Genomic DNA, 26,203 nt, shown 5'->3' on the forward strand with positions numbered 1-26,203 from the left:
CTCGACATGCTTTTAGTAAAAAATATATCGTTTAGTTATACCGCCAATTATACCGTTATAGACGCCATAGACTTAGTTATTGAAAAAGGAAAACACGTAGCCCTATTAGGAGAAAGTGGATGCGGAAAAAGTACGCTTTTAAAATTAATTTACGGATTACACGATTTGGATCAAGGTGAGATCTTTTGGAAGGACAATCAAGTACTCGGCCCTGCTTATCATTTAGTACCAGGAATGGACAATATGCGCTACTTAGCCCAAGATTTTGATCTAATGCCTCATACCTCCGTGGCTGAGAATATAGGAAAATACCTCTCTAACTTTAACTTAGAGAAAAAGAAAGCTAAAATTGCTGAGTTGTTAGAACTAATCGACATGACCGACTTTGCTGATGTAAAAGTGAAATTGCTAAGCGGAGGTCAACAACAACGCGTTGCAATTGCACGTGCTTTAGCCGTTGCACCCGAAGTTCTTCTTTTAGATGAACCTTTCAGCCATATTGATTATGCAAGAAGAAGTGTACTAAGACGCAAAATTTTTAGCTACTTAAAAGAACAAAATATTACCGTTATTGTCGCTACACACGACAGTATGGATGTGCTGAGCTTCGCCGATGAAACTATCGTACTCAAAGAAGGTCGTGTAGTGGATTATGGCGATACACAAGACCTATATGAATACCCTTCCGATAAATATGTTGCAACCTTGTTTGGAGAAGTAAACGAATTGTATGTGTCCGATTTTAATCCAGATACAAAAGAGGACGAAGTCTTGTTGATTTATCCACACCAATTGATGATCTCAAAACAAAAAGGCGTATTAGAGGTTGAAGTACAACAAAGCTATTTTAGTGGAGATGGTTACCTCGTTTGGGCTCGATTTAAGAACAATAGAGAACTTTATTTTAATCATCCTGTTGAAGTACAAGCAGGGACAAAAGTGAAATTAGCCTTGAAGAAATATCAGTAAGTATAGAGCTGTTTGTTGTTTGCTGAGTGTTGGATATCCCTAAATAAGGTTGACCGTTTTTTTAATATTAACTTTAGTATTAAAAATAGTAAATAACGCAGTGAGGTATAAAAGCGCCTCACAAAAAGGCCTCAACAAAAAACGCCTGTCTATTTCTGAATAAGATCTAGGATTTTGATTCCTAATACAACACCGTGACTGGTTTTGCGATCAGAGAATGAAGTAATATAATCAATTCGAAAGGGTCTAAACTTACCGAAACCAAAGTTGTTTAAACCTAAACTAAATTCTTTGTAGGTAGGTTGGTCAGGTGTATGTAAGAGGTGAAAACCAAAAATGAGGGAGTAACGTGTTTTGTTTAAGAGTGGAATTTTATTGATTAAAAATCCGCGAAAATCGTGTTCCATGTGAAATTCAATATACGATTTATTTGTACTATACTCGTAATAGGGCAGCAGGTTAAACTGCTTGTCGTAGATTGCAGATGAACCGATAAAGGTTTGATTTCCATTGAAATGCTTGTAATCCGTAAACGGGATTTTGTTTTGTTCAAAGAACTGACCAAGCGAAATACCTGTGTACAATTCACCGAAATTCCCAATATTGTTTTGATACTTGGTTGAAATAGAACCAAACGTATAGCTAAAATGTCGATTCGTTGTATTCAATGCCTTTTCAAGGTGAACCTCCAAAATAGGGTATTTCGATTGCTGTAAGTACTGTTTTTTATTGGGATAACTGATTGTCTTTTGATCAAAAACTACCTGAACATTCATTTGTAACTTAACCAAGCCATTATTTTCAAAAGATGGTGATTCAAAATCCGTTGGATCTAAAGGATTATTAGAGGTAAATTCTAAAGTAGGAACAAAGGGGGGATTTTGGACACTATTATATAAATTTTTGCGATACGCATAGGAAAGCTGTCCTTCAAATTTAAAATTGGTAAAGGCATATTGGCTATAGTGAAACGCAATAAATTTCTGCTGAAAGTACTTGGCGTAGTTTTTTCCGAACCAAGCTGAAGCAAAAGAGTTTATTGGCTTTTTGATTGGATTATCTTGATTGAATTGTTCAATTGATTCCCCAGCCTCTAAGCGAATAGTGGTGTAATCTTCTTGATTAAAAACATGGGATGCATAACCCGAAAAGCGAAATTTATTCTCACTTACCCCATAACTGACATTCATTCCATACGATGTAGCCACGTTATCAGCACGTAATTTAGTGAAATCTATTCCCGATGTTATATTGAATCCCTGTACAGCGTTGAAGGCAAAAGTAGACAGCAACCCGTGATAATTGTAAGTCGTATTTTTATAAGAATTGACGTATTTATATCCCTTTATTAGCTTGAAAACAGTAAAGTTATTCGTTCGTTTATCAATAGAATCTAAGATACTCTTGGTGTTTTCTGTGAGTAAAATCGACTTTTGATCAAAGTATTTTTGCTCACTATTGGTCAAGTTAAAGGGGCGAATTAAAGCTAATTTGTCTTTTTCGTCGGAGTTATAATCCTTAGTGAAAGTCAAGTATTCATTGGTTTTATTCTCCATTAAATCCGCTGGTTTTTCGGTGTAATTAGAAAAACTACTTTCAAATTTACCCGTAAAATCAAACACAATAAACTTTCCATCAAAAACGAGCGTCTGAGAAACCTTTACATGCGCATCTAAGGAGGGATTGTGCTGATAGGTTTGTTTGATTTGCAGGTTGTTGATGTTTTTTAAACTGACATTATTCCCTTGCATTTTAGCATAAAAAGACAAAACCTGCCAATTTTTACTCGTGAACTCAATATACCCTTCCATAATAGGCTCTCGATCGCGTTTAGGAGTAAAATATACGCGATATAATGTTTCATCACCACTGCTTTCTTCTGAAATGATATCAAAGAAATAGTACGAATTAGCATAAGGTAGAAGAGGGGAAACAACTGTAATCTGCTTGGATACCTCAGAACTAAAAATATTAAAATCGTTGTCTGTACCCGTTAAGAAGAGTAGATCTTTAGAATTCCCTCTTTGTTGTAAGGCATGAACCGTTTCTTTACTGATGAGCTTATCTCGATAATCTAAGTCCGAATGAATTTCACTGAGGTAAATAAAATTACCCTCTTGCTCACTGTCAATATCTAAAGCAGGATCTAAATCTTTGCGCTTTTGTCCTAAATATGACGCACGTTGTGTATTGAGTTGTAAATCCCCTTTCGCATAATACGAAACTTGGTAGTTATCCGTTCGTTTTGTAAAGTTGTTATATACTAAAGAAAGTAAATAGGACGCATAGTTATCCTGTTGTTCTGTATAGAGAATGTTGCGTTTGTCTAAAGCACGCAATTGAATGACGAAAGTATCCTGGACGTCTTTATATTTTATCTTTTCGTTTTCAAAGCCCTCTTTTTGTAAATAGAGCGGAAGCTTGTTGTCCCAAGTAAGGGTAAAAAAACCATTGTCATCCGTACGAGTGTGTTGCGTACTGCCAGGAATGAAAACCAAACAATTGGAAACAGGAGTTTGCTGCTCTGTGAGTACTCTTCCGGTTCTGGTTTGTCCATAGCCTTTACCTCCTCCTATAAATACTAGGAGAAATACAAGAACTGAAACAATTTTTTTTACACTTTTATTCATTAATCTACTAAAGCACGTAAGGCTAATTCGTAACTTTTTAAACCAAAACCGAGTATAACTCCTTGACAAGCGGCTGCTAATTTAGATTCCTTTCGAAAAGACTCACGCGCATGGGTATTGGAAATATGCACCTCGATAACCGGTGTTGTAATCGCTGCAATAGCATCACCGAGTGCAATTGAAGTATGGGTATACGCTCCAGCATTAAAAATAATGCCCGCATAACTAAACCCTACTTCGTGTAATTTATCAAGTAAAACCCCCTCAATATTGGATTGAAAATAAATAAGTTCCACATTTGGAAACTTGGCTTTCAATTGCTCAAAATAGGTGTCAAAACACTGATTACCGTAAATATCAGGCTCTCTTCTACCTAACAAATTGAGATTGGGACCATTGAGTATTAATATTTTCATGATTTTAAATTAGTAGAACAATAAAACAAAGATATTTAATATTAAGGTTCCTTAGACAAAGGGGATATGAATATTTAAAAGTCCTGTTTTGAGAGTTTCCTCTCATTTAGTGGATGTTAGGATATTTGAAGTTTTTTTTGTTGAAGAATACTTGTAAATTAAGTAAATATTAACAATTTGTAGTAGTGTAATAACTGATTGATTTACAATGTCATGTTAAAAAATTAAATATATAAGGTTTCTTTAATGTTATATTTTTATTAAATAAACGTTGTTTCGGCGGGATATGCTGTAATTTCGTTCTCAGTTAATAGAAAAAAATTAATGAATATGAAAAAATTAGTACTATCGTTAGTAGCTGTTGCTGCTTTAGGATTCACAGCTAACGCTCAAGAAAAAGAAAAACCAACTTTTGGATTCCAAGAAGGTAATGTAATGATCGAAGGAAGTTTCCAAATTCAAGATCAAGTAGTGAAAGATTCTGATTCAGGAGCTAAAGATAAAACTACACATTACAACTTTAATCCTAAAGTAGGATACTTCTTAAGTGATAAATTAGCAGTTGGAGCTTCTTTAGGTTTTGGTAAAACAAACGTAGGAGCAGGTGCATTAGGAGTTGATATTACTGGAACTACAATGTATGCTGGTGCTTTTGCTCGTTACTACTTCTTAGAATTAGGTAACCGTTTCAAAACTTATGCTGAAGTTGGTGTAGGATACCAAGAAGGAAAAGTTTCTAGTGAAAAATACAAAGAAACAGGTCTAGCTGCTGGAATTGATTTAGGTTTCAACTATTTTGTTACTGAGCAATTAGCGGTTACATTTGCTTTAGGAAATGTATTCAGCTACAAAAACTACAACATGAAAGAGGATGGAACGAAAGTAGGCACAGTTTCAGAAACTGAAGCAAACTTAAACGTTTTCAATAACTTCTTTGACAATGCTACATTCGGATTAGTATACAAATTCTAATCACAGAACGGTAAATAATACAATACAAGAAAGAGCTTCAATTTTGAAGCTCTTTTTTTTATCTTTGAACTAAAGCATCAAATCAAAATGAGCACGACAAGTTGGCAAAATACCCTCCAATCTTATATTTATTATTTAAAGCTAGAGCGTGGCTTGGCAGAAAATTCTATTGAAAGTTATGAGTTAGACTTGTTGAAATTTGTGGGTTTTTTGAGCTATAGCGAGATAACTATAACGCCGAAAGAGGTTACTCCAGCGCATATCAATGAATTTGTATATCAGATTTCTACCTTATTAGCGCCAACTTCACAAGCGCGTATCATTTCAGGTCTAAAGAGTTTCTTTACTTTTTTGATCGTCGATGGTCAAATAGAAAAGGCCCCTACAGATTTGTTGGAAATTCCAAAATTGGGGCGTAAACTCCCCGAAGTCTTAGCAGTTGAAGAAATAGATGCGATGATAGCGACTTTGGATCAATCGACGTCAGAGGGCTATCGAAATAAAGTAATGCTAGAAATGCTCTACAGTTGTGGGTTGCGGGTTAGTGAATTGGTTAACCTTCGCTTGAGTGATCTGTTTTTTGAGGAAGGATTTATTCGCGTTATCGGAAAGGGAAGTAAACATCGATTTGTCCCTATTGATCCAGATACGATGCAGTGGGTATTACTTTATAAAAGCAGTATACGCGATCATATGCAGGTAAAGAAAGAAGATAGTGACGTTGTTTTTCTAAATCGAAGAGGAGGACGCTTAACGAGAGCTATGATCTTTACCATTGTTAAGCAAGCAGCTAAACAAGCAAATATTCAGAAGAATATTAGTCCCCATAGTTTCCGACATTCTTTTGCGACTTACCTATTAGAAAATGGTGCAGATATTCGCATGATTCAATTGATGTTGGGACACGAATCTATTCTAACGACCGAAATATACACCCATATTAGCAGAGAAAAGTTAAAAGGTGTTATGAATACCTATCACCCGAGAAGTAAGAAATAGGAGGGAGTAGGAAAGGATAGTAAAGAGAAAGGATAGTAAAGAGAAAGGATAGAATGAGTACAGTAACTTTTGGCGAATAAAACGGATTGAAAAAGGAGCTTATCACAGGGATAAAAAAAAGCGAAAGATATTCTTTCGCTTTTTTAGTATTATTTAGCAATGTTAATTGCTCTTGTTTCTCTAATAACAGTAATTTTTACTTGACCTGGATACGTCATTTCTGTTTGAATTTTCTGTGAAATATCGAAAGATAACGTAGCAGCCATTTCATCGGATACTTTTTCACTTTCTACGATTACACGCAATTCTCTACCCGCTTGAATCGCATATGAGTTTTTAACTCCTCCAAATTCATTGGCGATACCTTCAAGATCTTTTAAACGTTGGATATAAGAATCTAATACTTGTCTTCTCGCTCCTGGTCTCGCTCCTGAAATAGCATCACACACTTGAATGATTGGCGCAATTAAAGTTGTCATTTCAATTTCGTCGTGGTGAGCTCCAATTGCATTGCAAACTTCTGGTTTTTCACCAAATTTCTCTGCCCATTGCATACCTAAGATTGCGTGTGGAAGTTCGCTTTCTGTTTCTGGAACCTTACCGATATCGTGTAACAATCCAGCACGTTTGGCCAACTTAACGTTTAATCCTAATTCAGCAGCCATTAAACCACATAATTTAGCAACTTCACGAGAGTGTTGTAATAAGTTCTGACCGTAAGACGATCTGTATTTCATACGACCAACGATTTTGATTAATTCAGGGTGCAAACCGTGAATACCTAAATCAATAACCGTTCTCTTTCCGATTTCAATAATCTCCTCTTCAATTTGCTTGGTTGTTTTGGCAACAACTTCTTCAATTCGAGCAGGATGGATACGTCCGTCTGTTACCAAACGGTGTAAGGATAAACGTGCAATCTCGCGTCTTACTGGATCAAAACAAGAAAGAATGATCGCTTCAGGGGTGTCGTCCACAATGATTTCTACACCTGTAGCTGCTTCAATCGCTCTAATGTTTCTTCCTTCACGTCCAATGATGCGACCTTTTACATCGTCTGATTCAATGTTGAATACAGATACACAGTTTTCAACCGCTTCTTCTGTACCAACACGTTGAATTGTATTGATAATGATCTTTTTCGCTTCTTGTTGTGCCGTTAATTTGGCCTCTTCAATTGTATCTTGAATGTAAGACATTGCATCCGCTTTTGCCTCCGTTTTTAAACTTTCGATGATTTGGTTTTTCGCCTCATCAGCTGTTAAACCAGAAATAATCTCTAATTGTTCTACTTGGGTGCGGTGTAAACGCTCTACTTCCTCTTGTTTCTTCTCTACGTGTTCTAACTTAACATCGTAATCTTTAATTATTTTTTCGCTTTCCTCCGCAGCTTTTTTCGCTTTAGAAAGTTCGTTTGAGATTTGCGATTCTTTATCTCTAGTTCTTTTCTCAGCTTCCGCCATTTTTTTATCTCTCGATAAAATTACTTGCTCATGTTCTGCCTTTAACTCGATAAATTTCTCCTTTGCTTGAAGAATTTTCTCCTTCTTAATAGACTCTCCTTCTGTTTTTGCGTCGCGTATAATTGTCTTAGCTTCATTATTAGCGTTTTGTAAAATAGAAGAAGCATGGTTTTTTTCCAGGTATTTTGCAATTGCAAAACCGATGCTTGCACCTACTAAAACTCCTCCAACAATAAATAGTATATCCATATGTGTTTTATAATTATATAAAAAAAAGCCCACATCAGTAGAGTTGCATAAACTCTGAATTTAAACAAGTTTTGGGTTAGCTTGCTTTTCAAGGATCTGCAGTAATGCAGCATGCTTTAGTAGCAACGATTCACCCATTTTAATTTGTTAGTGTTGAGTTTATCAAAACGGTTTACTAATGTGAGCAGTATCTTTTTTTAGTTTTCCTTTAAATAAGAACGTGTTTCTATTTCGAAAGTATACGATCTAAAGCCTCGTCTAATCGAACTAATCGATCAACAGCTTTATTGTAATTCTCAGATTTGTCAATTGTTTTTTGCTCAGTTTGCGATGCTAATTGCAAAGCACACATCGCTAGAACATCTTGCTTATCTCGTACCGCATAGCTCTCCTCAAACTGATTTATCATGATATCAATCTTCTTTGACGCCGAGCGCAAAGCCTCCTCCTGTGCATAGGTAACCGTTAAGGGATATACACGATCAGCTATCGATATCTTGATTTTTAGTTGTTCATTCTGACTCATAGCTAGCTTTATTTACTGAGTTGAGCGATACAATTGTCAATCTCTCTTATCAATGAATTTATCTTGAGTTTCGTATCTTTTCTTCCTTCGTCACTGCCCAATAGTGAATTGGCTAATTGCAGAGATTCATATTTTTTATAAATGTCGTCTAATTGCGTCTCATTTTGTAGAATCTCCTGCTGTGCCTTGATCAAGTTTTGTTTAAGCTTGTTGTTTTCTGCTTCTAATTGATCTAATCTTTGTACAAGTTTTGCAAACTTTACTTCCAATGCATTAATTATGTCCGTTAGTTCACTCATGTCGCAAAATAAATATTCACTATTCTTTTACAAAGTTACAATTTGTATTTAGATTTTAAAATATTTTCTGCTAAAAGTTCGCGCGATCGGCTAGGAAATTGATTAATAACTAGATAATGGAAAATAAAACAACTTTTTTACTGATCGTCAGACGGATATCCTTAGCTATTTTCCCTAAGTGAACAGCTAAAGACAAGAAACTAAAGAAATAGATACTTGCTTTACGAAGACAGTAAAGCACACCATTTTAGAGTCGATTAAAAAGAAAAGAAGTTGGCAAGTGGTATTTCTCGTAAAGAGAAGGTGCTTTTTTAGATTATTCTTTATTTTAGCATTAAATTATATGAAATGAAAAAAAGTTTAACTGGAATTTTTGTTTGCTCTGCTCTTGTTGCTTTTGGACAATCTACGTCTTTAGAATTTGCCAACCCTTTAAATATTGCTATTCACGCCTCTGGAAATTTTGGCGAGCTCAGGGGAACTCACTTTCACGCAGGGTTAGATATTAAGACGCAACAGCGTATTGGACTCCCTGTTTATGCACCCGCAGATGGTTATGTATCGCGTATTAAAGTCTCTACTTGGGGGTATGGGAAAGCCTTGTATATAGATCATCCTAATGGAATGACAACTGTTTATGGGCATTTGAGTGGTTACGAGGGGGCAATTGCGCAACGGGTTTTCGATACGCATTACAAGCAACGCATTTTTGAACTAGAAATTTTTCCAAAACGCAATGAAATTCCCGTGAAAAAAGGAGATATTATCGCTTATACTGGTAATACAGGTGGCTCTGGTGGTCCTCATTTACACTACGAATTTCGAGATACGAAAACACAAGCCATTGTCAATCCGTTGAGCTGGGGAATGAAAGCAATGCTCACTGATACGGAAGCACCAACTGTCAATGCAGTGTATGCTTACCCCATTTCTCAAGATGCTGTTATCAATCAGACCATCAAACCGGTGGCCTTGACGTATAAAACAATAAACGGTGTGTTGACTGCTGATCCTATTACTGCAAAAGGAAAAATAAGCTTTGGCGTTGATATGTACGACACCGCAAACTATAATACAAATAAAAACGGTGTTTATAAAGTAGCTACTTTTGTCAACGGAAAACCGAGCTTTAGTTATCAATTCGATACTTTTGCATTCAGTGAATCCGGTTTTGTCAATGCCTTGATCGATTATAGTCATGCGAGTCGCACCAAAAGCAAAGTGCAAAAAATGTTTGTGGAAAAACCATATCCCTTATCTGTTTTAACGATGGACAAAACAACAAAAGGCGTGTTAGACGTTAAACCAGGGGAAAGTTATACCTACAAAATCGTGGCCTCTGATTATCATGGGAATCAAACGATAATTGAAATTCCAATTACGTATGCAGATGATTTTGTCGCTCGAGTGGAAAGCAAAGACGTTTCTGGTGCGGACAGTTATGACGTCGTTTCTACAAGAGAAATGCTGCTGGAAAAGGACTTTGCAACGGTGAGTATTCCTGCTAATACGTTTTATCAAGATTTTGCGTTTTTATTTGATGCTAAAGACAAAATCGTAACCCTTCACAAAGATGAAGTAGCAGCGTTTAAGAATATGACCCTCACGGTAGATATGAGTGGTTTTGGTTTAAGTGAAGCTGATCTCAAAAAAGCATATCTCGCGCAAGTGGCACCCAATGGAAGTAAAAGTTATTTAAAAACGCCCAAAAAAGGCAGTGTGTTTACTGCTTATACCAAGAAATTAGGTAAGTACACTTACGGGATTGACCATACGCCACCCAAGATTTATCAACCGAGTTTTAAAGAAGGTGACTGGTTGAGCAATGCCAAAGAGATTTCTTTTTTAATACAAGATGTCGAAACGGGAATTCAAGCGATTGAGGGAACAATTAACGGTAAGTGGATCTTGTTAGATTACGATTACAAAACAAAAAAAATAGTACATTTATTCCGCGATGGAGTAGTGAGTTCAGGTCGTAATGACGTGGTCATTAAAGTGACAGATAACATGGGGAATGAAACAACGTATTCCACTCATTTTTTTAGAAAGTAAACTATGGTGAATCAATGGAGAATAACACTGCTGTCTTTGCTTTTGTGTATAGCTACCTATGCGCAGGACAAGGCTATCTTACAAGGGAATGTTGTGGTAAAAGGAAACGAAGAAAAGGTAGGGGAAGTATTAGTGTTGTTGCGTGATGGCGTGATTGCAAAAACAAAAATCAATGCACTAGGCGCGTTCTCAGTTGAAGTACCAGCAAATGAGTCACTACACTTGAAGTTTATCGGTAGTCTTTGTTTAGTTAAAGAGGATTTTCGGTTGAATGCGAATGAAATTCGAAAACTACAAATCACTTGTAATGGAATACAAGCGCAGGTGGAAGAACTTAAACAAGAGAATCAAGGGCTGTCAAATAGCGTAATGCCAACTGTTGAGATTTTAAATAGCAATACAAGGGTAGAACGCGACTTATCGAGTATTGCTCTTACGGGAATCTCAGATGTTGTCAAAGGAAGTAATCGATTGGAAACAGTCCTTACCACACTGCCTGGTGTGAATTCAAATAATGAATTGAGTAATCAATTTTCAGTTAGAGGTGGTAGCTTTGATGAGAATTTAATCTATGTCAATGGTGTAGAAATGTATCGCCCTTTTTTAATACGCTCCGGAAAACAAGAAGGGTTGAGTTTTATTAATCCGACCATGGTACAGGATATTGCCTTTTCAGCGGGTGGATTTACCGCAAGATATGGAGATAAATTGTCTTCGGTTTTAGAGGTAACTTACCGAAAACCTACCCAAAATAAAGCTTATTTACAGGCTAGCTTTTTAGGGGCAGGTGCAACCGTTGATCTTGTGTCGAAAGATAAAGCGTTTACGGCTATCTTGGGAATGCGTTACCACAACAACCGCTTGTTGATGAATCGCAAAGATGATGAGGGCTATTATCGCCCTTCTTTTATGGATGCGCAAGCCATACTTCACTACAAGTGGAACGAAGGGTGGGATTTTAGTTTTATCGGAAATATTACAGGTAATCAATATAAGTACGAACCTAATCGAGCAAATGTGTCCTTTGGTGGGTATAATGCATCTACTGTGTCGATTTTATACAACGGAAAGGAAGAAGATCAATATAGCTCGTTGTTTGGTGCTTTTGTTTCAACGTATAAAACAGAACAAACTAAGATTGAAGGGGTTTTCTCGGCGTATCATACCCAAGAAAAGGAGTATTATGATATTGAAGCTTCTTATTTAGTCGTGGATCAAACGGAATATGACAATGATCCGCTCTTTGGAAAGGAGATAGAAAATCCTTTGCCGATTAAAAAGGGAGTGGCTTCTCAGTATTCACACGCAAGAAACGACTACGATGCCCTGTCTTTGAGTGCGGAAGTAAAAGGAAAACACCTACTTGATGACGCTAATACAGCTTTGCGCTGGGGAGTGAAATACGTACATGAAAATAGTCGAGATCGATTGTCTGAATGGGAATTGATCGACTCCTTGGGGTATATAGCTCCAAGTAATGGCGCCTTCGCAGCACTACACAAGCAGCAAACAGTTGATGTGGATCGTGTGATGGCGTATGGGGAGTGGAGTAAAAATGCATATACGCAATGGGCTAAGATTAGTTTAAACGCAGGGGCGAGAATGCAGTGGTGGAAGATGTCTCAAGCGAATCAAGGAAAGGCTGTAGTGAGTCCAAGGGTGCAGCTCGGGATAGAACCAAGTAACTGGGAAAAGGATATGCTATTTAGCTTATCCTTTGGTTTGTATCAACAACCTCCTTCTTATCGGGAGTATAGAGGGTTTGACGGTACGTTGAACCCCAATTTGAAGGCGCAAAAAGCGTGGACTGTCGTATTGGGGCATCAGTATCGATTTAAAATGTGGGACAAAAATTTCAGAATGCAGTCGGAAGTGTATTACAAAAACGTACAAGATGTAAATGTGTATACATTAGATAATGTGCGTTTGCGCTATGTAGCAAATAACGATGCGAAAGCCTATGTTTATGGAGCAGATGTTCGACTCTATGGTGAATTTATCCTAGGAACGGAATCGTGGATCAGTTTTGGATACATGAAGACGGAAGAAAACTATCAACACAAAGGCTATATTGCAAGACCTACGGATCAACGGCTGAAATTTGGTATGTTGTTTCAAGACTATGTTCCAAGCATTCCCAATTTGAAGTTATACCTAAACGCTGTTTATAATACCGGATTGCCAGGAGGATCACCCTCCTATGTAGATCCTTATTTGTATCAAGGTAAATTACGTGATTACAAGAGAGCGGATATCGGATTTAACTACGTGTTTAAAGATGCGGAAATTGGTCAAGATAGCAAATGGCTGCAAGGGATTGACCAATTGCAAATTGGAATCGAAATATACAATGTGTTTAACATTGAAAATGCCATTACCAATACGTGGATTCGCGATCTAAATAGCCACAAAGCTTACGCCATTCCCAATTTTATGACGAGTAGAACGTTTAATATGAAATTAGCAGTAACATTTTAATTTTTTTTTCCTGCATTTGTAAAAAACGTATCTTTGAATCATCAATAGTGAAAAGAATGAAAACAAAATTAGGTTTAGTAGCAAGTGTTTTTTTCGTTGTGCTGTTTTTTTCTTGTAAAGGACAAGAAGAGAAACCCAAAGTTATTTATAAAGATGAGGTAAAAAAAACGGAACAACAGGAAATAGTTAAAGAAAAAACAGAAGATATTAGAATTGCCGATTTACCCTTGGTTGTTGGTAGCTCGTCCTATTTAATTCACCCGGTGGGGGAAGTTAGAGTATATGCTAGCCCAAGTAAATACGGAACAAGTAAAGTAAGTCAGTTTTCATATACCGTTTCCAATTATGTTCCATTCGAAATTACAGGATATCTAGAAAACTTGATGTTTCAACACAAAGATTCTACCACTATTAGACCGTTGACCACTCAGAAAATTCAAATCCAATCTCTTGTGTATTTAAACACGATGGCAGAAAAAATAAAGAAAAATATACTAGTGTATAATGTTTTTGACGGAGATACGAATCGTGATGGCAGAATTGATTCCAATGATATTAAAACACTTTATATCAGTAGAGGAAGCGGAAAAGAGTTTAAAAAACTAAGTCCTTACTTGCAAGAGTTATTGGATTGGACGGTGGTAGAGGTGCAAAATAGACTGTATTTTAGAACGATTGAAGATATCAACAAAAACGGAGCATTCGATAAGAATGACAATGTCAATTATTTTTACCTCGATTTAACGGATCCGACTTGGGAAGTGAAGAGCTATGATCCACTAAATAATTTAAGTGAAGAAGTAGTTGTAGAACCCGTTGATACAGAAGAAGTGAAGTAAAGAACAATAAAAAAAGTAAAGTAGAGTCCTAAGATGTTGTAGCATTTTAGGGCTTTTTTTATGTCTTTTCGTTAAGTGTTTTTCGTCATTTCTCAACAGCTTTTGCCAAGGGTGTGTTGAAATCTTTTCTTACTTATTAAAGAGAATGTAGAGGAGGAAATAAGTACAATACAATTAGGGAAAGTACTTCTCTTTTTGAGAAATTTTGATGCATGAGTCTTTTGTTTTTTGTTTAACTCGCCTAATATGAAAAAAAAGTAACAAAATTCATAATTATGAATTTAATGGTGTTTTTAACTTATGGTCTTAGGTGTTTTTTACTTTTGTGTTTATTTTTTGTATATATTGTAGTTGTTTGTGTAATTCGTTTGATTTATTGTTTGTGTTTTGTAGGAGATCTAATAGGAAAAACAAAATAAGATGTGACTTTTTTGGAGTTGTGTGGTCTAAAGAATATACAAAATGAGATTTTTGATTTGATTGATCCATTTCAATGAAAATGGAGTTTGTACATAATCCACAACAAAAAATACAAAGGCTGTTCAAAGTAGGGAATAAGACAGTTAATTGGTGAATCAGTTGGTTTTATTGTATTAAATGGATATAAATTAATATAAGAATAATTGTTATTTGGTAAAATTACTTAACGACTATTGGTGTTTTTCCTTGAGAAGTTAAGTATAATAAACAGTTAAATGCGATTAGTTGTAGAATATGTAAATCTCATTTTGTAGTGTTAAATATTATGTTAATCTAAAAAATAAATAATAATTTTGTCACGCTTTAAACGAAAGTAAAAAAAGTAGTAATAGGCGAACATCTATTATCTTAAGTCCCCACTTAATAGAGAATCGTGCTATATAGCTATGCAGTATAGTCACGGCGCAATATGTGAGGGTAGAGGTATTATATTAATACATCATCACCACTAACATTATGAAACTAATTAAAACATTTGATGGTTTTTTACGAGGCCATTTTAACTTCGAGAGTATCGTTAAGAGTATTTTAGCTATCTCTCTGATTCAGCTTCTTGTGATTTACTTAGGAATAAGTCTTAATTTTAGTCACTTAGCAATTCCTTTATTGTATTTTTTTACCAGAAAAATAGCTAGAAAAGTAGAGCCTTCTGTAGAGGAGTTTTTCCTTCATTACAGCATTGTTGTGGTGGTTATCTTGTTGCCTAGTTTATTTCCTTTTAAGTACTTTGGATCGCTAATTTTTGCTTATGTATTAACGTATTTAACGTTGTTGTATAAGGAGTTGAAAAGCATTGAGCCGACAACTGCGAATCAAAGCGTATTGGGATTTATCGGTTTTTTCTGTAACTATCTAATCGCGTGTTTAATCGCTAAAACTATCTTTTTCGTCATGACCTATATCTTTGCGGATTTGGGGATCGAATATGTATTCTTTCAAGTAGGATTAACGGTTTTAGTGTTGTTATTCAGCTTGTTGAGTTTAGTTTTTATTCACAATGGAAATAAGGGATTATTGAATCAAGTGCCGAGTTTTATCGTAAATAAAGCACATACTCGCCCGTTCCAAAGCGGACTGGAAGATAGAGAACGCATGATTATTGAGTTTTTCGAAACAAGTGACGATTTTTTAGCTACTTCTTTTTCTTTAGAAGATTTGGCTGATGCAGTTAGTTTAAATAAACAAGAAGTATCAACCGTGATTAATCACCACTTGAATTCTTCTTTTTATCATATGGTAGCTCAGTATAGGATTTTGCATGCAAAAGCACTGTTACAAGAGCGAAATAATTTGACAATAGAAGCTATTGTAGAAGAGTGTGGATTTAGTTCTAAATCAACTTTTAACAAATACTTTAAGCTGTTCGTAGGTAAAACTCCTTCTGTGTATTGAAGTCAAATCGCATAGTCAAACGGTTATGGAATTTTATTTCAACTTAATTGTACTAACGGCTGCCATTATTTTTGGGGGTATATCTTTTATTGTAAACAATAAATTGACGACTTCTACAAAGACACAAAAAATGCTAAACGTGTTTTTGTTGTTCTTTGTTCTTCACCTTATTACAATTTTGTGTAGTAGATTACTGTGGTCGGATTATCGTTTGGTTCATTTGGGGTTGCCCCTTAATACCGTTTACGCACCCACTTTTTATTGCTGTTTGGTCCTCTTAACTGAAGAGGTGAATAAAGAAACAAAGAGAGCAAATAGATTTCTCTTTATGCTTCATTTTGTTCCTTCTCTTGTGCTCCTTGGTTTTTACGGTTTCTTGTTAGGGAATCATTTTACAATGGGATCGGTTGAAGCGTATCGCTATTTGCTAGTGCTGTATTTCGTTGAAGTATTTCAGTACATCGGCTATTCATTTACTGGATACTTTAAAATTAATAAGCTGGTATTGAACAATAATGTACGCTTGTTAATTCTCAGAGTTATGTGGATTATGATCTTTATGGCTTTGGTCTGCTTAGGTGTGGTCTTCTATAATAACATTTTATATTATGATCTGTCAATCACTTATTTAGCTTTGTTGTGCTTTTCTGTTGTGATTTTTAATTACTATATGGCGCGCTTGAAGTATGTCAAAGTAGTGTCGATTTCAGATGGTGAATCAGATCGAGTGGAAGAAGATATACAAGCCCTTTTAAAATACGAAAAATCAAAACTAGCAGAAGATGTTTTACAGGCTTATAAAATTAAGGTAGAGCAGATTGTATTGGAGAAAAAGTCCTTTTTGAAAGTGAATTTTACCTTGGAGGATTTAGAGCAAGAAAGCAAAATTGCCAAACACCATTTATCTCAGTTTTTTTCCACCACCTATGGAATGAACTTCAACGCTTATATCAATAAATTACGCGTCGAATATGCCAAGGAATTGTTGAAGCAAAAGGATTTTGACATTACGGTGTCGGAATTAGGGGATGAATGTGGTTTTAATTCACGTACTTCTTTCTTTCGAGCATTTAAAAAATACGAAGGAGTTTCTCCTTCTGAATATATTACAACTGTTCTGGAAAACAGATAGGTTCAGTACATTACAGCGGATAAAAATACGTAAACAAAGAAAAGCATTCTAGACAACAGAGTGCTTTTTTTAGTTTTAGGCAAAGAAGTAAGTAACGGTTGGTGTGCTACTAACAATCCTACTATATTTCATTTGCATATAAAAAGAGTTGTTTATATTTGTATAAGCATTGAAGTATGCAATTTTTAGAACAGAAAATAATTTTACAGCTTAGTAAAGAAAAAATAGAAATAATGATTATACAACCTAGAACTCGTGGATTTATCTGCTTAACTTCTCATCCTGAAGGATGTGCAGCGCATGTTAAACAACAAATTGCTTATGTTAAATCAAAAGGAAAAATAGCGAACGGACCTAAAAAAGTACTTGTAATTGGTGCTTCAACTGGTTTCGGATTGGCATCGCGTATTTCTGCGGCTTTTGGATCAGATGCAGCTACAATTGGGGTTTTCTTTGAAAAATCAGCAACAGAAGGTCGTCCCGCAACTGCAGGTTGGTATAATTCAGCAGCATTTGAAACAGAGGCAGCTAAGGCTGGTTTATATGCAAAAAGCATCAATGGAGATGCTTATTCTGACGAAATTAAAAAACAAACAATCGATTTGATTAAACAAGATTTAGGTCAAGTGGATTTAGTGGTTTATAGTTTAGCTTCACCAAGACGTACACATCCAAAAACAGGAGTGGCTTATGCGTCTGTATTGAAGCCAATCAATGAACCTTTTTCAAATAAAACGGTAGATTTCCATACGGGAGTAGTTTCGAATATTACAATCGATCCTGTAACAGAACAAAGTGATATTGATAATACGATCGCTGTTATGGGAGGAGAAGATTGGAAATTTTGGATGGAAGATTTAAAAGCAGCAGGTGTTTTAGCAGATGGAGTTAAAACTGTTGCGTATTCTTACATCGGACCTGAGTTGACCTATCCAATCTACCGCAATGGTACAATTGGTATGGCTAAAAATGACTTAGAGGCTACTGTATCGACAATCAATAATTTGTTAGCTGACTTAGAAGGAATTTCTTATGTGTCTGTAAACAAAGCCTTGGTTACGCAATCAAGCTCTGCAATTCCTGTAGTGCCTTTGTATATTTCTTTGTTGTATAAAGTGATGAAGGAGAAGAATATTCACGAAGGTTGTATTGAGCAAATGTATCGCTTGTTTAATGATCGTTTGTACAGCGACAAAACTATAGCTTTGGATGCAGAAGGACGTATTAGAGTTGACGATTGGGAAATGAGAGAAGACGTACAAGCAGAAGTAGCGAAACTATGGGAGCAAATCAATTCAGATAATATTAATGAAATCTCCGATTTAGAAGGCTATAGAAAAGATTTCTTTAACTTGTTTGGATTCGAATTCGACGGAATAGATTACAATGCAGAAACAAATGAACTAGTTCATGTAGCTAGTATTAAATAATAAAAAAGGTGCTCTAAAAAGAGCACCTTTTTTTATGGGTTTATGGTTTAGGAGCAGTTTAAGGATTCCGGTTAACCACAAGATATAATTTGTAAGGGATGAGCAATAAGGAACCGTGTACACGCATCGCCTCATCAAACAGCAAACACCAAGCACCGAACTACCCCAAATACTTTTCCTGTAGGTCTGTCACAACAAGTTGAATTTGTTGTGTAAGTGTATCAATATACAAGGAAAGCTCTTCTTTGGTTTGAAAGTTGATGGTTTGATCTTCTAATTTTTCTAAAGAAGGAACGAGGTGATTGATTTGAAGCTGTTTGAACATAGGTAGCATTTTATGAGCAATGTTGCTCACAGTTTGATAGTCAAAGTCGTCTTTTGCATACGTGAGATCAAGGATGTTTTCTTGCGTGCTATCAACAAAAATAACAACAAATTTACGCAAGGCAGCAACATCTTCGCCTATAAATTGTTTAATTTGATTGATGTCATACAGTTGCTCAGGATTGCTTGGAGGTACACTTTGATTTTCAATCGGGGTAAGCTCCAGCTTGTGTGTTGGGTGTAGGAGTTGTGTGATTAAGATCAGTAACTCTTGCAATTGAATAGGTTTTTGATGTGCGGAGGTAAATCCAGCTGCTGTAAAATCCTCTACCGTAAGATCGCGTTTACCTGATAAGGCAACTACGGGAATATCGCGGTAGGCAGGATTGTTTTTCAACAAGTGAATCATTTCGAAACCATCCATTTTTGGCATTTGAATATCGCTTAGAATAAGATCATAATGCTCCTGAGCCAATACACTTTCTATTTCTGAAGAATCATTGAGTACTTCTATTTTTTTGAAAATAGGGGTAAGCAGTTCTTCCATAAGTTGTAGTTGGATTTTGTCATCATCTACAACGAGGATATTGTCTTGTGCTAATATGGTAAAGTGTTCCTTGAACTGCTGAGGTGAAGTAAGGGAATTGGTTTGTATATCCGCCTCTTCAAGGGGAAGGGTTAAGGTAAATATTGATCCCTCTCCCAAAATACTCTCTACTTTGATCTCTCCGTTGAGTAGATTAATCAAGCGTTTGGAGATATTTAATCCCAATCCTGTACCTCCAAAGCGCTTTTCAATACCTTCATTTGCTTGGCTAAATTCTTTGAATATGTTTTCAATTTGACTCTGTTCAATGCCAATTCCTGTATCAATAACTTTGATTTCTAGTTGGTTATCCAATCGAAGTGCTTCAATGAAAACACCGCCCTGTTGGGTGAATTTTAGCGCATTGGTGATTAAGTTTGTGACAATTTGCTTTAAGCGGTAAGGATCTGAAATAAAAGTACTGTTGAGATCAGGGCTTACCGTCCATTTTAATTTTATTTTTTTACTTTCTGCATTAGGTACTAAGGGTGCACAGATACTTTCGATGAGTTCTTTGGGGTTGAACGCCTTTTCTTGAATGCTTATTTTGTTGTTCTCTAATCGAGAAAAATCGGTTAAGTCGTTGATGAGGTTAGCAATATACTGGGTTGAACTTTGTATATTGTTGAGGTATTGGCGTTGTTTAGGCTTTAGTTCTGTATTTTCCAATAAAGTAGCAAAACCGATTAAGCTCCCTAAAGGTGTTTGTAAATCATGTGTTACTGTAGCAAATAACATCGTTTTACTGCGCAATAAGACCTCTCTTTCTTGGTTGAGTTGTTCTAATTTTAAACGATATTCTTGGGTTTGGTTGATGTCTTTGATGATGATCCAACCTAAAATAATAATAACAAACAAGGCCGATCCTCCTATGTAAGCAATATTGGTCGATGCCGTACTGATACGCGCTTTCGATTCATTGATGTTTTGATAGGAGAGTGAGAGTAAATTGTGCTCAATACTTTCGAGTATTTTACGCAATTCATTCGTGATATTTTTGTTCTCTATAATAAGCTTTTGTTCCTCTTTTAATAAATTCGCCTGTTGTTGATTGACTTTTTGCTGTGCTTGCAGAATAATGTTTTCCATTGCACTGATAATCGAATCCGTCACTTTCGGATAACTGATTGTTTTGGTGATTGTGTCGGTATGGTCACCTTTAAATAAACGGGCCCATGCACTTCGTTTTTCTTTCTCTTTGGTTTGGATGACAATAGGCTCTATTTTTTTTTCGATCTCATCTCGTATATCGTATATTTTATCAATAGCTTCGCTGTAGTTTCGATCTTCATTGATTTCTTTTCTCGCTTTGATGATATTGTTAAAGCTGACTTTCTTCTTCTTTAGCAAGTCTTGAACCAAATCTATCTTCTGATGAATAGCCTGATCCGTCGTTGTTAGTTTAATCTGCTCGATCTGATTGACTAAGGTGTCTAAATGTGAATAATAGCTCTTAATGTCTTTGCTGTTGCCTGTTACAATTGCATTTCGACTGTAAATCTCCGAAGAGTACAGGTTGTTTAATGTGCTGCTGACAAGGAAGATCTTGTTGTTTTCTTTGACTACTTGTTCTTCTGGTAAAGTGAATTTTTTCGCTTCTTTATAGATGTAAAAACCCGAAAAGAAGACCGCACCTAGCAGTATGATATACAAGAATATTATTTTTAATTGAATCGATTTAGAGGGTTTCATCTTGTACTACGTATTTGTATTGAGTTACAAATGTACAAAATGTTCGTTCTCTTTGTTGATTTTTCCCTTGTGTAACAAGTGGAAACAAAAAAAAAAAAATAAGAATTTAATGGTTGCGAATTATATTTTTTGTAGTTTGTATTTTTAGTGTATATGTAAATTAATTATGGTTTTATTTGGATATTAGTTAGAAATGATTAACTTTAGTATAAACTATTTATTTTAGTTTTTGTAAAAAAGGGGGGTGTTGATTTATTTCGATAGTCTTTGTGTTTAATCAATTAAGTATGTATAGTATGGCAAAGAATGATTTATTTAAAAAAGATTGGTTAGATATCGTATTTGCAGGTAGAAATAAGCAATATGGAGCCTACAAATTGCGTCTAGAAAGTCCAAGAACAACCCTTATTGCCTTAGGCAGTGGATTGTGTTTGTTTGGTTTGGTATTTGTAGTGCCAGCGGCTATTTCTTCTCTTTTTGACGAAGAGAATCCTACATTTGCTGGTGGTGAAATTGAATATGTAGATCCTTTAGATCAAGTAGTTGAACTAGAAGATTTGGTATTTCCTAAGGAAGAAGTGGAAGAGCCAGAACCGATTATAGACACCTATATACCGGAAGAGTCTAGTGCGCCTGCTTCTAGTATGGACGTCGAGCGATTTACGATTTTGGAAGTTGCAGCAGCGAATGAAATAGTGGAAGAACCTGCTAAGCAAGAGGATTTAGTTGAGGTGTTGATCGGCAATAGTACGATTGAAGGAGCTAAAGAAGGAACTATTCTGATCAAAGAGGAAGCAGGAACCACGCTTGAAGGTGTTGGAAGTGAAGCTGGAAAGGGACATGCGAAAGAGATGGAGAATAAAATTTACCGCGTAACAACGGAAAGTGCTACACCTATGGAAGGCTTGGCGCATTTTAGCAAGAGTTTTATCTCTAAGTTTAGAGAAATACATATTCCCAATACAACAGGTGGTAAGGTTCAAGTGATTTTGTCTTTTGTTGTGGAGAAAGACGGGAGTATTACGGATATAAAGGTGATGCGTGACCCTGGTTATGGTGCGGGAACGGAGGCAGTTCGCGTGTTGAAAACAATGCCGAAATGGAAACCGGCACGTCAAGATAATCGAGCAGTACGATCTCAGTTTACTTTACCGATTACAATTCAAGTACAGTAAAGGAGATAAATTGATAGGTTAATACAAAAGAAAAGCGATCCATTTGGATCGCTTTTTACTTTATATTGTATTTGAACATTAGTCTCTTGAAATACCTCTTGAAATTACAATTTTTTGAATTTCAGAAGTTCCTTCGTATATCTGAGTGATTTTTGCATCGCGCATCATACGTTCAACATGGTATTCTCTTACATATCCATTTCCACCGTGAATCTGAACTGCTTCAACCGTTGTGTCCATCGCTGTTTTTGAAGCAAATAGTTTTGCCATTGCTCCTGAAACTGAAATGTCTTGTCCAGCATCTTTCTCTACTGCTGCTTTTAAACACAACATACGCGCCGCTGAAATTTGAGTTGCCATGTCAGCTAATTTGAATGCAATCGCTTGATGATTGATGATCTCGGTTCCAAAAGCTTTGCGCTCTTTTGCATATTTTAAAGATAACTCATAAGCTCCTTGTGCGATTCCCAACGCTTGTGATGCAATTCCAATACGACCGCCATTTAAAACGTTCATTGCAAAAGCAAAACCAAATCCGTCTTCGCCAATTCTATTTGCTTTTGGTACTTTTACGTCTGTGAAAAGTAACGTATGGGTATCAGAACCGCGGATTCCCATTTTTTGCTCTTTTGCTCCAATTTCGAATCCAGGTAATCCTTTTTCTACAATGAAAGCATTGATTCCCTTGTGTTTTTTCTCCGGATTGGTCTGAGCAATAACAATGTAAAACGAAGCAGTACTACCATTAGTAATCCAGTTTTTTGTTCCGTTTAACAAGTAGTAATCCCCCATGTCAACAGCTGTTGTTTTTTGAGAAGTCGCATCCGAACCTGCTTCTGGCTCAGATAAACAAAAAGCTCCGATTCCTTCTCCTGAAGCTACCTGAGTTAAATATTTTTCTTTTTGTTCTTCGTTGGCATATTTCTCTAATCCAGCACAAACTAAAGAATTATTAACAGATAAAACTACAGCAGTAGACGCATCTACTTTTGCAATCTCTTCCATTGCTAGTACGTACGATACACTATCCAATCCACTTCCACCGTATTTTGGATCAACCATCATCCCTAAGAACCCTAGCTCTCCTAGTTTTTTAATTTGCTCTGTTGGGAAAATTTGGTGTTCATCTCTTTCAATAACGCCTGGTAATAATTCGGTCTGTGCGAAATCGCGAGCAGCCTGCTGAATCATTAGCTGTTCTTCTGTTAATTTAAAATCCATTGATTGTTTATTTTATTCTTTGTAATCTAGAAAATTTATCCGTTCAAATATAGCGGAATAATATCAAATATTCAATTAGTATGCGTAAATTTATACCTATGAAAAATAGTCAATACCGCGTTATCGGAATCATGTCAGGAACCTCTTTAGATGGGGTAGATATCGTATATGTTCAGTTGATTGTTCGAGAAGGAAAATGGACTTTTAACCTTCAAAAAGGACAAACCATCGCCTATTCAACCGCATGGAGAAAGAAGCTAAAAGAAGCGATTGCGCTGAATAAAGAAGCTTTGGATCAATTGGATGAGGAATATACCGTGTATTTAGCGGGTATTATTACCGCCTTTATACAAGAAAATGCCTTAGAAACGATCGATTTTGTTTGTTCACATGGACACACTATTTTACATCGCCCTGATTTGGGCTATACGGTGCAAATTGGAAACTTACCTATACTGGCTGATCTCATTCAACACAAAGTCGTTTGTGATTTTCGCGTGCAAGATGTATTACTTGGCGGACAAGGTGCTCCTTTAGTTCCTATTGGAGATCGTTTGCTTTTTGGCGATTACACGGCTTGTTTGAATTTAGGCGGATTTGCCAATGTGTCTTACGAGAATCACTTGCAGTATCGCATTGCTTTTGATTTGTGTCCAGTAAATGTACTATTAAATGAACAAGCGAGTAAATTGGGGCTGTTGTATGATCCTGAAGGAACAAAAGCACAAGAAGGACTGGTGTGTCAACCCTTACTAGAGGCGTTGAATGCGTTAGAGTATTACAGCAAAACACCTCCTAAATCACTGGGTGTGGAATTTGTGTCAAGTTCGATTCATCCTATATTGGCATTGTATCCGCTAAGTCCAGAAGATTATCTAGCAACTTTGGTGGAACACATCGCTATGCAGATTGCAAAGGGAATAGATTTGCCAAAAGAGGCGAAAATTGTGGTGACTGGAGGAGGAGCATGTAATACTTTTCTCCTGAACCGAATTCGCTATTATGCTGCAAATTATCAATTTGAAGTACCTGATGTTACACTTGTTAATTATAAGGAAGCCTTGATCTTTGCCTTGTTAGGGGTGTTAAAAGTGCGTGATGAAGTCAATACATTAGCTAGTGTGACAGGAGCCTCTTATGATCATAGCGCAGGGGTGATCTACGATATTTACGATCCTGTTTGGTAATAACGCTTTGCATTAGGGCTTCTAGGCTCGTGTTTTTAAACGTTAATCCACTTGCTTGACACCTTAAAAACAACCTATCTTTGGCGCAGGTGAAAGAGGAGGTTTTAGTGCTTTTGCCTAGTAGTATTGTATACCTGCTATTTTAAATACGTATAATACAGAATAACAATTTCTTTTGGACTTATGACTTATCAAGAAACCGTTTTGTGGATGTTCGAACAATTACCCATGTATCAACAACAAGGTGCAGTGGCCTATAAAGCTGATTTATCGAATATCGAAAAATTAGCTGCTCATTTACATCATCCAGAAAAGGAGATTAAAACCTTGCACATTGCCGGTACAAATGGCAAAGGCTCGACTTCGTCTATGTTAGCAGCTGTTTTGCAAGAGGCAGGCTATAAAGTAGGGCTTTATACTTCTCCTCATTTAAAGGATTTTAGAGAGCGCATTAAGATTAATGGAGAAGAAATAACAGAGGCTTTTGTTGTCGATTTTATTGAGGCGAATAAATCTTTTTTTGAAAAGGAGTCATTGAGCTTTTTTGAGATGACTGTAGGTATGGCGTTTCAATATTTCAAAGAAGAACAAGTAGATATTGCTGTTATTGAAGTGGGAATGGGAGGGCGCTTGGATGCAACTAATATCATTACACCTTTGGTGTCAGTGATTACGAATATAGGGAAGGATCACGTTGCTTTTTTAGGGGATACACTAGCCGCTATTGCGGGGGAAAAGGCGGGGATTATTAAAAAAGGAGTTCCTGTTGTTATAGGAGAATACACCGCAGAGACGAAACCTGTTTTTATCGCTAAAGCTAAAGAAATGGAAAGTCCGATTTATTTTGCTTCAGAAACGTATGAAGCTAATACTTGGACCTCTGACTTAAAGGGAGTCTATCAACAAAAAAATATACGCAGTGTTCGCCAAGTCATTGAATTGTTGCGAAAAGACTGGAATATTAGCGAAGAAGACGAGCGCAAGGGATTGCTTCACGTGGTAGCTCATACTAAATTACAAGGGCGTTGGCAGATTTTACAGGAAAAACCCAAGGTTATAGTTGATACGGCTCACAACGAACATGGCATTTCAATTGTGATGGAACAGTTGAAAACAGAAAATTACAAGCAATTGTATGTTGTTTTTGGGGTGGTAAATGACAAAGACTTGAGTGGAGTTCTTCCTTTTTTGCCTAAAGAGGCGAAATATTTCTTTGCGAAGCCAACTATTTTTCGAGGATTAGATGCGACTATTTTAGCTGAAAAAGCAAGAGAGTTTGGTTTGGAGGGCGATGTTTGTGATTCAATACCAGAAGCTTATGAAAAAGCTAAGGAGCAAGCAAAGGCAGATGACTTAATTTATATAGGGGGGAGTACGTTTGTGGTAGCTGAAATTTTATAAAAAAAAGTTTCAAAAAGCTTGCAAACATAAAATCCCGTCGTATATTTGCACCCGTAATCAACACATGATTACACGTTCATTAAGAAAGGGCGATTAGCTCAGCTGGTTCAGAGCATCTCGTTTACACCGAGAGGGTCGGGGGTTCGAATCCCTCATCGCCCACCATTCTTACACATATTGAAATATTCCGAATTTATAGAAATATTTATTTGGGCGATTAGCTCAGCTGGTTCAGAGCACCTCGTTTACACCGAGGGGGTCGGGGGTTCGAATCCCTCATCGCCCACA

At 36.3% G+C, this 26,203-nt stretch carries 19 protein-coding genes, 2 tRNA genes and 1 other RNA gene; 14 read left to right on the forward strand and 8 right to left on the reverse strand.

Features of this window, described 5'->3' with window-relative positions; all coding sequences use genetic code 11:
* The first annotated feature begins 6 nt into the window (after nucleotides 1-6).
* Nucleotides 7-969, forward strand: a complete 963-nt coding sequence (locus ACPDG9_RS08900; RefSeq protein WP_430527407.1) for an ABC transporter ATP-binding protein — start codon at nucleotides 7-9, stop codon at nucleotides 967-969.
* A gap of 149 nt (nucleotides 970-1,118) precedes the next feature.
* Here ACPDG9_RS08900 and ACPDG9_RS08905 read toward each other — a convergent pair whose 3' ends face one another.
* Nucleotides 1,119-3,599 (reverse strand): DUF5686 family protein, encoded by a 2,481-nt coding sequence (locus tag ACPDG9_RS08905; RefSeq protein ID WP_430527408.1) that lies wholly within the window; start codon nucleotides 3,597-3,599, stop codon nucleotides 1,119-1,121.
* A complete protein-coding gene (gene aroQ / locus ACPDG9_RS08910; protein ID WP_430527409.1) occupies nucleotides 3,599-4,015 on the reverse strand; it encodes a type II 3-dehydroquinate dehydratase in 417 nt (138 codons plus the stop codon). Before aroQ ends, ACPDG9_RS08905 begins: the two co-directional genes overlap by 1 nt.
* Nucleotides 4,016-4,345: 330 nt before the next feature.
* Between aroQ and ACPDG9_RS08915 the strand changes: the two genes are divergently transcribed.
* Together ACPDG9_RS08915 and xerD are read left to right on the forward strand one after the other, a co-directional pair.
* On the forward strand, nucleotides 4,346-4,987 hold the full coding sequence (locus tag ACPDG9_RS08915; protein WP_430527410.1) for an outer membrane beta-barrel protein: 642 nt from the start codon (nucleotides 4,346-4,348) through the stop codon (nucleotides 4,985-4,987).
* Nucleotides 4,988-5,074: 87 nt separating this feature from the next.
* Nucleotides 5,075-5,986, forward strand: a complete 912-nt coding sequence (gene xerD / locus ACPDG9_RS08920; protein ID WP_430527411.1) for a site-specific tyrosine recombinase XerD — start codon at nucleotides 5,075-5,077, stop codon at nucleotides 5,984-5,986.
* Between the two features lie 149 nt (nucleotides 5,987-6,135).
* Here the strand turns inward: xerD and rny are convergent, their stop codons facing one another.
* The 4 genes from rny to ACPDG9_RS08940 all read right to left on the reverse strand — a co-directional run bounded on the left by rny (nucleotide 6,136) and on the right by ACPDG9_RS08940 (nucleotide 8,523).
* Complete coding sequence (gene rny, locus ACPDG9_RS08925) at nucleotides 6,136-7,698, reverse strand: ribonuclease Y (RefSeq protein WP_430527412.1); 1,563 nt, start codon at nucleotides 7,696-7,698, stop codon at nucleotides 6,136-6,138.
* A 49-nt stretch (nucleotides 7,699-7,747) separates the two neighbouring features.
* A non-coding RNA gene (ssrS, locus tag ACPDG9_RS08930) (6S RNA) lies at nucleotides 7,748-7,857 on the reverse strand.
* Nucleotides 7,858-7,924: 67 nt separating this feature from the next.
* A complete protein-coding gene (locus tag ACPDG9_RS08935) occupies nucleotides 7,925-8,224 on the reverse strand; it encodes a cell division protein ZapA (protein ID WP_002990886.1) in 300 nt (99 codons plus the stop codon).
* 8 nt (nucleotides 8,225-8,232) lie between these two features.
* Nucleotides 8,233-8,523 carry a hypothetical protein gene (locus tag ACPDG9_RS08940; protein ID WP_430527413.1) on the reverse strand — a complete coding sequence of 97 codons (291 nt, stop codon included), beginning with the start codon at nucleotides 8,521-8,523 and terminating at the stop codon, nucleotides 8,233-8,235.
* Between the two features lie 348 nt (nucleotides 8,524-8,871).
* Between ACPDG9_RS08940 and ACPDG9_RS08945 the strand changes: the two genes are divergently transcribed.
* The 6 genes from ACPDG9_RS08945 (at nucleotide 8,872) to fabV (ending at nucleotide 18,329) form a co-directional block, all read left to right on the forward strand.
* A complete protein-coding gene (locus ACPDG9_RS08945; RefSeq protein WP_430527414.1) occupies nucleotides 8,872-10,578 on the forward strand; it encodes a peptidoglycan DD-metalloendopeptidase family protein in 1,707 nt (568 codons plus the stop codon).
* 3 nt (nucleotides 10,579-10,581) lie between these two features.
* Nucleotides 10,582-13,056: a TonB-dependent receptor gene (locus tag ACPDG9_RS08950; protein WP_430527415.1), complete on the forward strand. Its 2,475-nt coding sequence runs from the start codon at nucleotides 10,582-10,584 to the stop codon at nucleotides 13,054-13,056.
* A 56-nt stretch (nucleotides 13,057-13,112) separates the two neighbouring features.
* Nucleotides 13,113-13,895 carry a hypothetical protein gene (locus ACPDG9_RS08955; protein WP_430527416.1) on the forward strand — a complete coding sequence of 261 codons (783 nt, stop codon included), beginning with the start codon at nucleotides 13,113-13,115 and terminating at the stop codon, nucleotides 13,893-13,895.
* 936 nt (nucleotides 13,896-14,831) lie between these two features.
* Nucleotides 14,832-15,767 (forward strand): helix-turn-helix domain-containing protein, encoded by a 936-nt coding sequence (locus ACPDG9_RS08960; protein ID WP_430527417.1) that lies wholly within the window; start codon nucleotides 14,832-14,834, stop codon nucleotides 15,765-15,767.
* 25 nt (nucleotides 15,768-15,792) lie between these two features.
* Nucleotides 15,793-16,899: a helix-turn-helix domain-containing protein gene (locus ACPDG9_RS08965; RefSeq protein WP_430527418.1), complete on the forward strand. Its 1,107-nt coding sequence runs from the start codon at nucleotides 15,793-15,795 to the stop codon at nucleotides 16,897-16,899.
* Nucleotides 16,900-17,132: 233 nt separating this feature from the next.
* Nucleotides 17,133-18,329 carry an enoyl-ACP reductase FabV gene (gene fabV, locus ACPDG9_RS08970; protein WP_430527419.1) on the forward strand — a complete coding sequence of 399 codons (1,197 nt, stop codon included), beginning with the start codon at nucleotides 17,133-17,135 and terminating at the stop codon, nucleotides 18,327-18,329.
* 160 nt (nucleotides 18,330-18,489) lie between these two features.
* Here the strand turns inward: fabV and ACPDG9_RS08975 are convergent, their stop codons facing one another.
* Nucleotides 18,490-20,931: an ATP-binding response regulator gene (locus tag ACPDG9_RS08975; protein ID WP_430527420.1), complete on the reverse strand. Its 2,442-nt coding sequence runs from the start codon at nucleotides 20,929-20,931 to the stop codon at nucleotides 18,490-18,492.
* A 296-nt stretch (nucleotides 20,932-21,227) separates the two neighbouring features.
* Between ACPDG9_RS08975 and ACPDG9_RS08980 the strand changes: the two genes are divergently transcribed.
* Entirely contained in the window at nucleotides 21,228-22,106 is an 879-nt protein-coding gene (locus ACPDG9_RS08980; RefSeq protein WP_430527421.1) for an energy transducer TonB, read from the forward strand.
* 78 nt (nucleotides 22,107-22,184) lie between these two features.
* Here ACPDG9_RS08980 and ACPDG9_RS08985 read toward each other — a convergent pair whose 3' ends face one another.
* Nucleotides 22,185-23,327, reverse strand: coding sequence for an acyl-CoA dehydrogenase family protein (locus ACPDG9_RS08985; protein WP_430527422.1), 1,143 nt, complete (start codon nucleotides 23,325-23,327; stop codon nucleotides 22,185-22,187).
* A gap of 98 nt (nucleotides 23,328-23,425) precedes the next feature.
* On the opposite strand from ACPDG9_RS08985, the gene ACPDG9_RS08990 reads away from it, so the two are divergent.
* The 4 genes from ACPDG9_RS08990 (at nucleotide 23,426) to ACPDG9_RS09005 (ending at nucleotide 26,201) form a co-directional block, all read left to right on the forward strand.
* A complete protein-coding gene (locus ACPDG9_RS08990; protein WP_430527425.1) occupies nucleotides 23,426-24,514 on the forward strand; it encodes an anhydro-N-acetylmuramic acid kinase in 1,089 nt (362 codons plus the stop codon).
* 183 nt (nucleotides 24,515-24,697) lie between these two features.
* A complete protein-coding gene (locus ACPDG9_RS08995; RefSeq protein WP_430527423.1) occupies nucleotides 24,698-25,915 on the forward strand; it encodes a bifunctional folylpolyglutamate synthase/dihydrofolate synthase in 1,218 nt (405 codons plus the stop codon).
* 87 nt (nucleotides 25,916-26,002) lie between these two features.
* Nucleotides 26,003-26,080 (forward strand) — tRNA-Val (locus ACPDG9_RS09000).
* A gap of 46 nt (nucleotides 26,081-26,126) precedes the next feature.
* A tRNA-Val gene (locus ACPDG9_RS09005) sits at nucleotides 26,127-26,201 on the forward strand.
* Nucleotides 26,202-26,203: the final 2 nt, after the last annotated feature.

Source organism: Myroides sp. C6-3 (assembly GCF_050522425.1).
Taxonomy (GTDB): Bacteria; Bacteroidota; Bacteroidia; order Flavobacteriales; family Flavobacteriaceae; genus Flavobacterium.

What these genes read in the sequence shown, in the direction of transcription:
- ACPDG9_RS08980 (WP_430527421.1), top strand. Translation starts at nt 21,228, where the DNA reads ATGGCAAAGAATGATTTATTTAAAAAAGATTGGTTAGATATCGTATTT.
- ACPDG9_RS08995 (WP_430527423.1), top strand. Translation starts at nt 24,698, where the DNA reads ATGACTTATCAAGAAACCGTTTTGTGGATGTTCGAACAATTACCCATG.
- ACPDG9_RS08950 (WP_430527415.1), top strand. Translation starts at nt 10,582, where the DNA reads ATGGTGAATCAATGGAGAATAACACTGCTGTCTTTGCTTTTGTGTATA.
- xerD (WP_430527411.1), top strand. Translation starts at nt 5,075, where the DNA reads ATGAGCACGACAAGTTGGCAAAATACCCTCCAATCTTATATTTATTAT.
- ACPDG9_RS08940 (WP_430527413.1), bottom strand. Translation starts at nt 8,523, where the DNA reads ATGAGTGAACTAACGGACATAATTAATGCATTGGAAGTAAAGTTTGCA.
- ACPDG9_RS08955 (WP_430527416.1), top strand. Translation starts at nt 13,113, where the DNA reads ATGAAAACAAAATTAGGTTTAGTAGCAAGTGTTTTTTTCGTTGTGCTG.
- ACPDG9_RS08900 (WP_430527407.1), top strand. Translation starts at nt 7, where the DNA reads ATGCTTTTAGTAAAAAATATATCGTTTAGTTATACCGCCAATTATACC.
- aroQ (WP_430527409.1), bottom strand. Translation starts at nt 4,015, where the DNA reads ATGAAAATATTAATACTCAATGGTCCCAATCTCAATTTGTTAGGTAGA.
- ACPDG9_RS08905 (WP_430527408.1), bottom strand. Translation starts at nt 3,599, where the DNA reads ATGAATAAAAGTGTAAAAAAAATTGTTTCAGTTCTTGTATTTCTCCTA.
- ACPDG9_RS08945 (WP_430527414.1), top strand. Translation starts at nt 8,872, where the DNA reads ATGAAAAAAAGTTTAACTGGAATTTTTGTTTGCTCTGCTCTTGTTGCT.
- ACPDG9_RS08965 (WP_430527418.1), top strand. Translation starts at nt 15,793, where the DNA reads ATGGAATTTTATTTCAACTTAATTGTACTAACGGCTGCCATTATTTTT.
- ACPDG9_RS08975 (WP_430527420.1), bottom strand. Translation starts at nt 20,931, where the DNA reads ATGAAACCCTCTAAATCGATTCAATTAAAAATAATATTCTTGTATATC.
- ACPDG9_RS08935 (WP_002990886.1), bottom strand. Translation starts at nt 8,224, where the DNA reads ATGAGTCAGAATGAACAACTAAAAATCAAGATATCGATAGCTGATCGT.
- ACPDG9_RS08960 (WP_430527417.1), top strand. Translation starts at nt 14,832, where the DNA reads ATGAAACTAATTAAAACATTTGATGGTTTTTTACGAGGCCATTTTAAC.
- ACPDG9_RS08990 (WP_430527425.1), top strand. Translation starts at nt 23,426, where the DNA reads ATGAAAAATAGTCAATACCGCGTTATCGGAATCATGTCAGGAACCTCT.
- rny (WP_430527412.1), bottom strand. Translation starts at nt 7,698, where the DNA reads ATGGATATACTATTTATTGTTGGAGGAGTTTTAGTAGGTGCAAGCATC.
- ACPDG9_RS08915 (WP_430527410.1), top strand. Translation starts at nt 4,346, where the DNA reads ATGAAAAAATTAGTACTATCGTTAGTAGCTGTTGCTGCTTTAGGATTC.
- fabV (WP_430527419.1), top strand. Translation starts at nt 17,133, where the DNA reads ATGATTATACAACCTAGAACTCGTGGATTTATCTGCTTAACTTCTCAT.
- ACPDG9_RS08985 (WP_430527422.1), bottom strand. Translation starts at nt 23,327, where the DNA reads ATGGATTTTAAATTAACAGAAGAACAGCTAATGATTCAGCAGGCTGCT.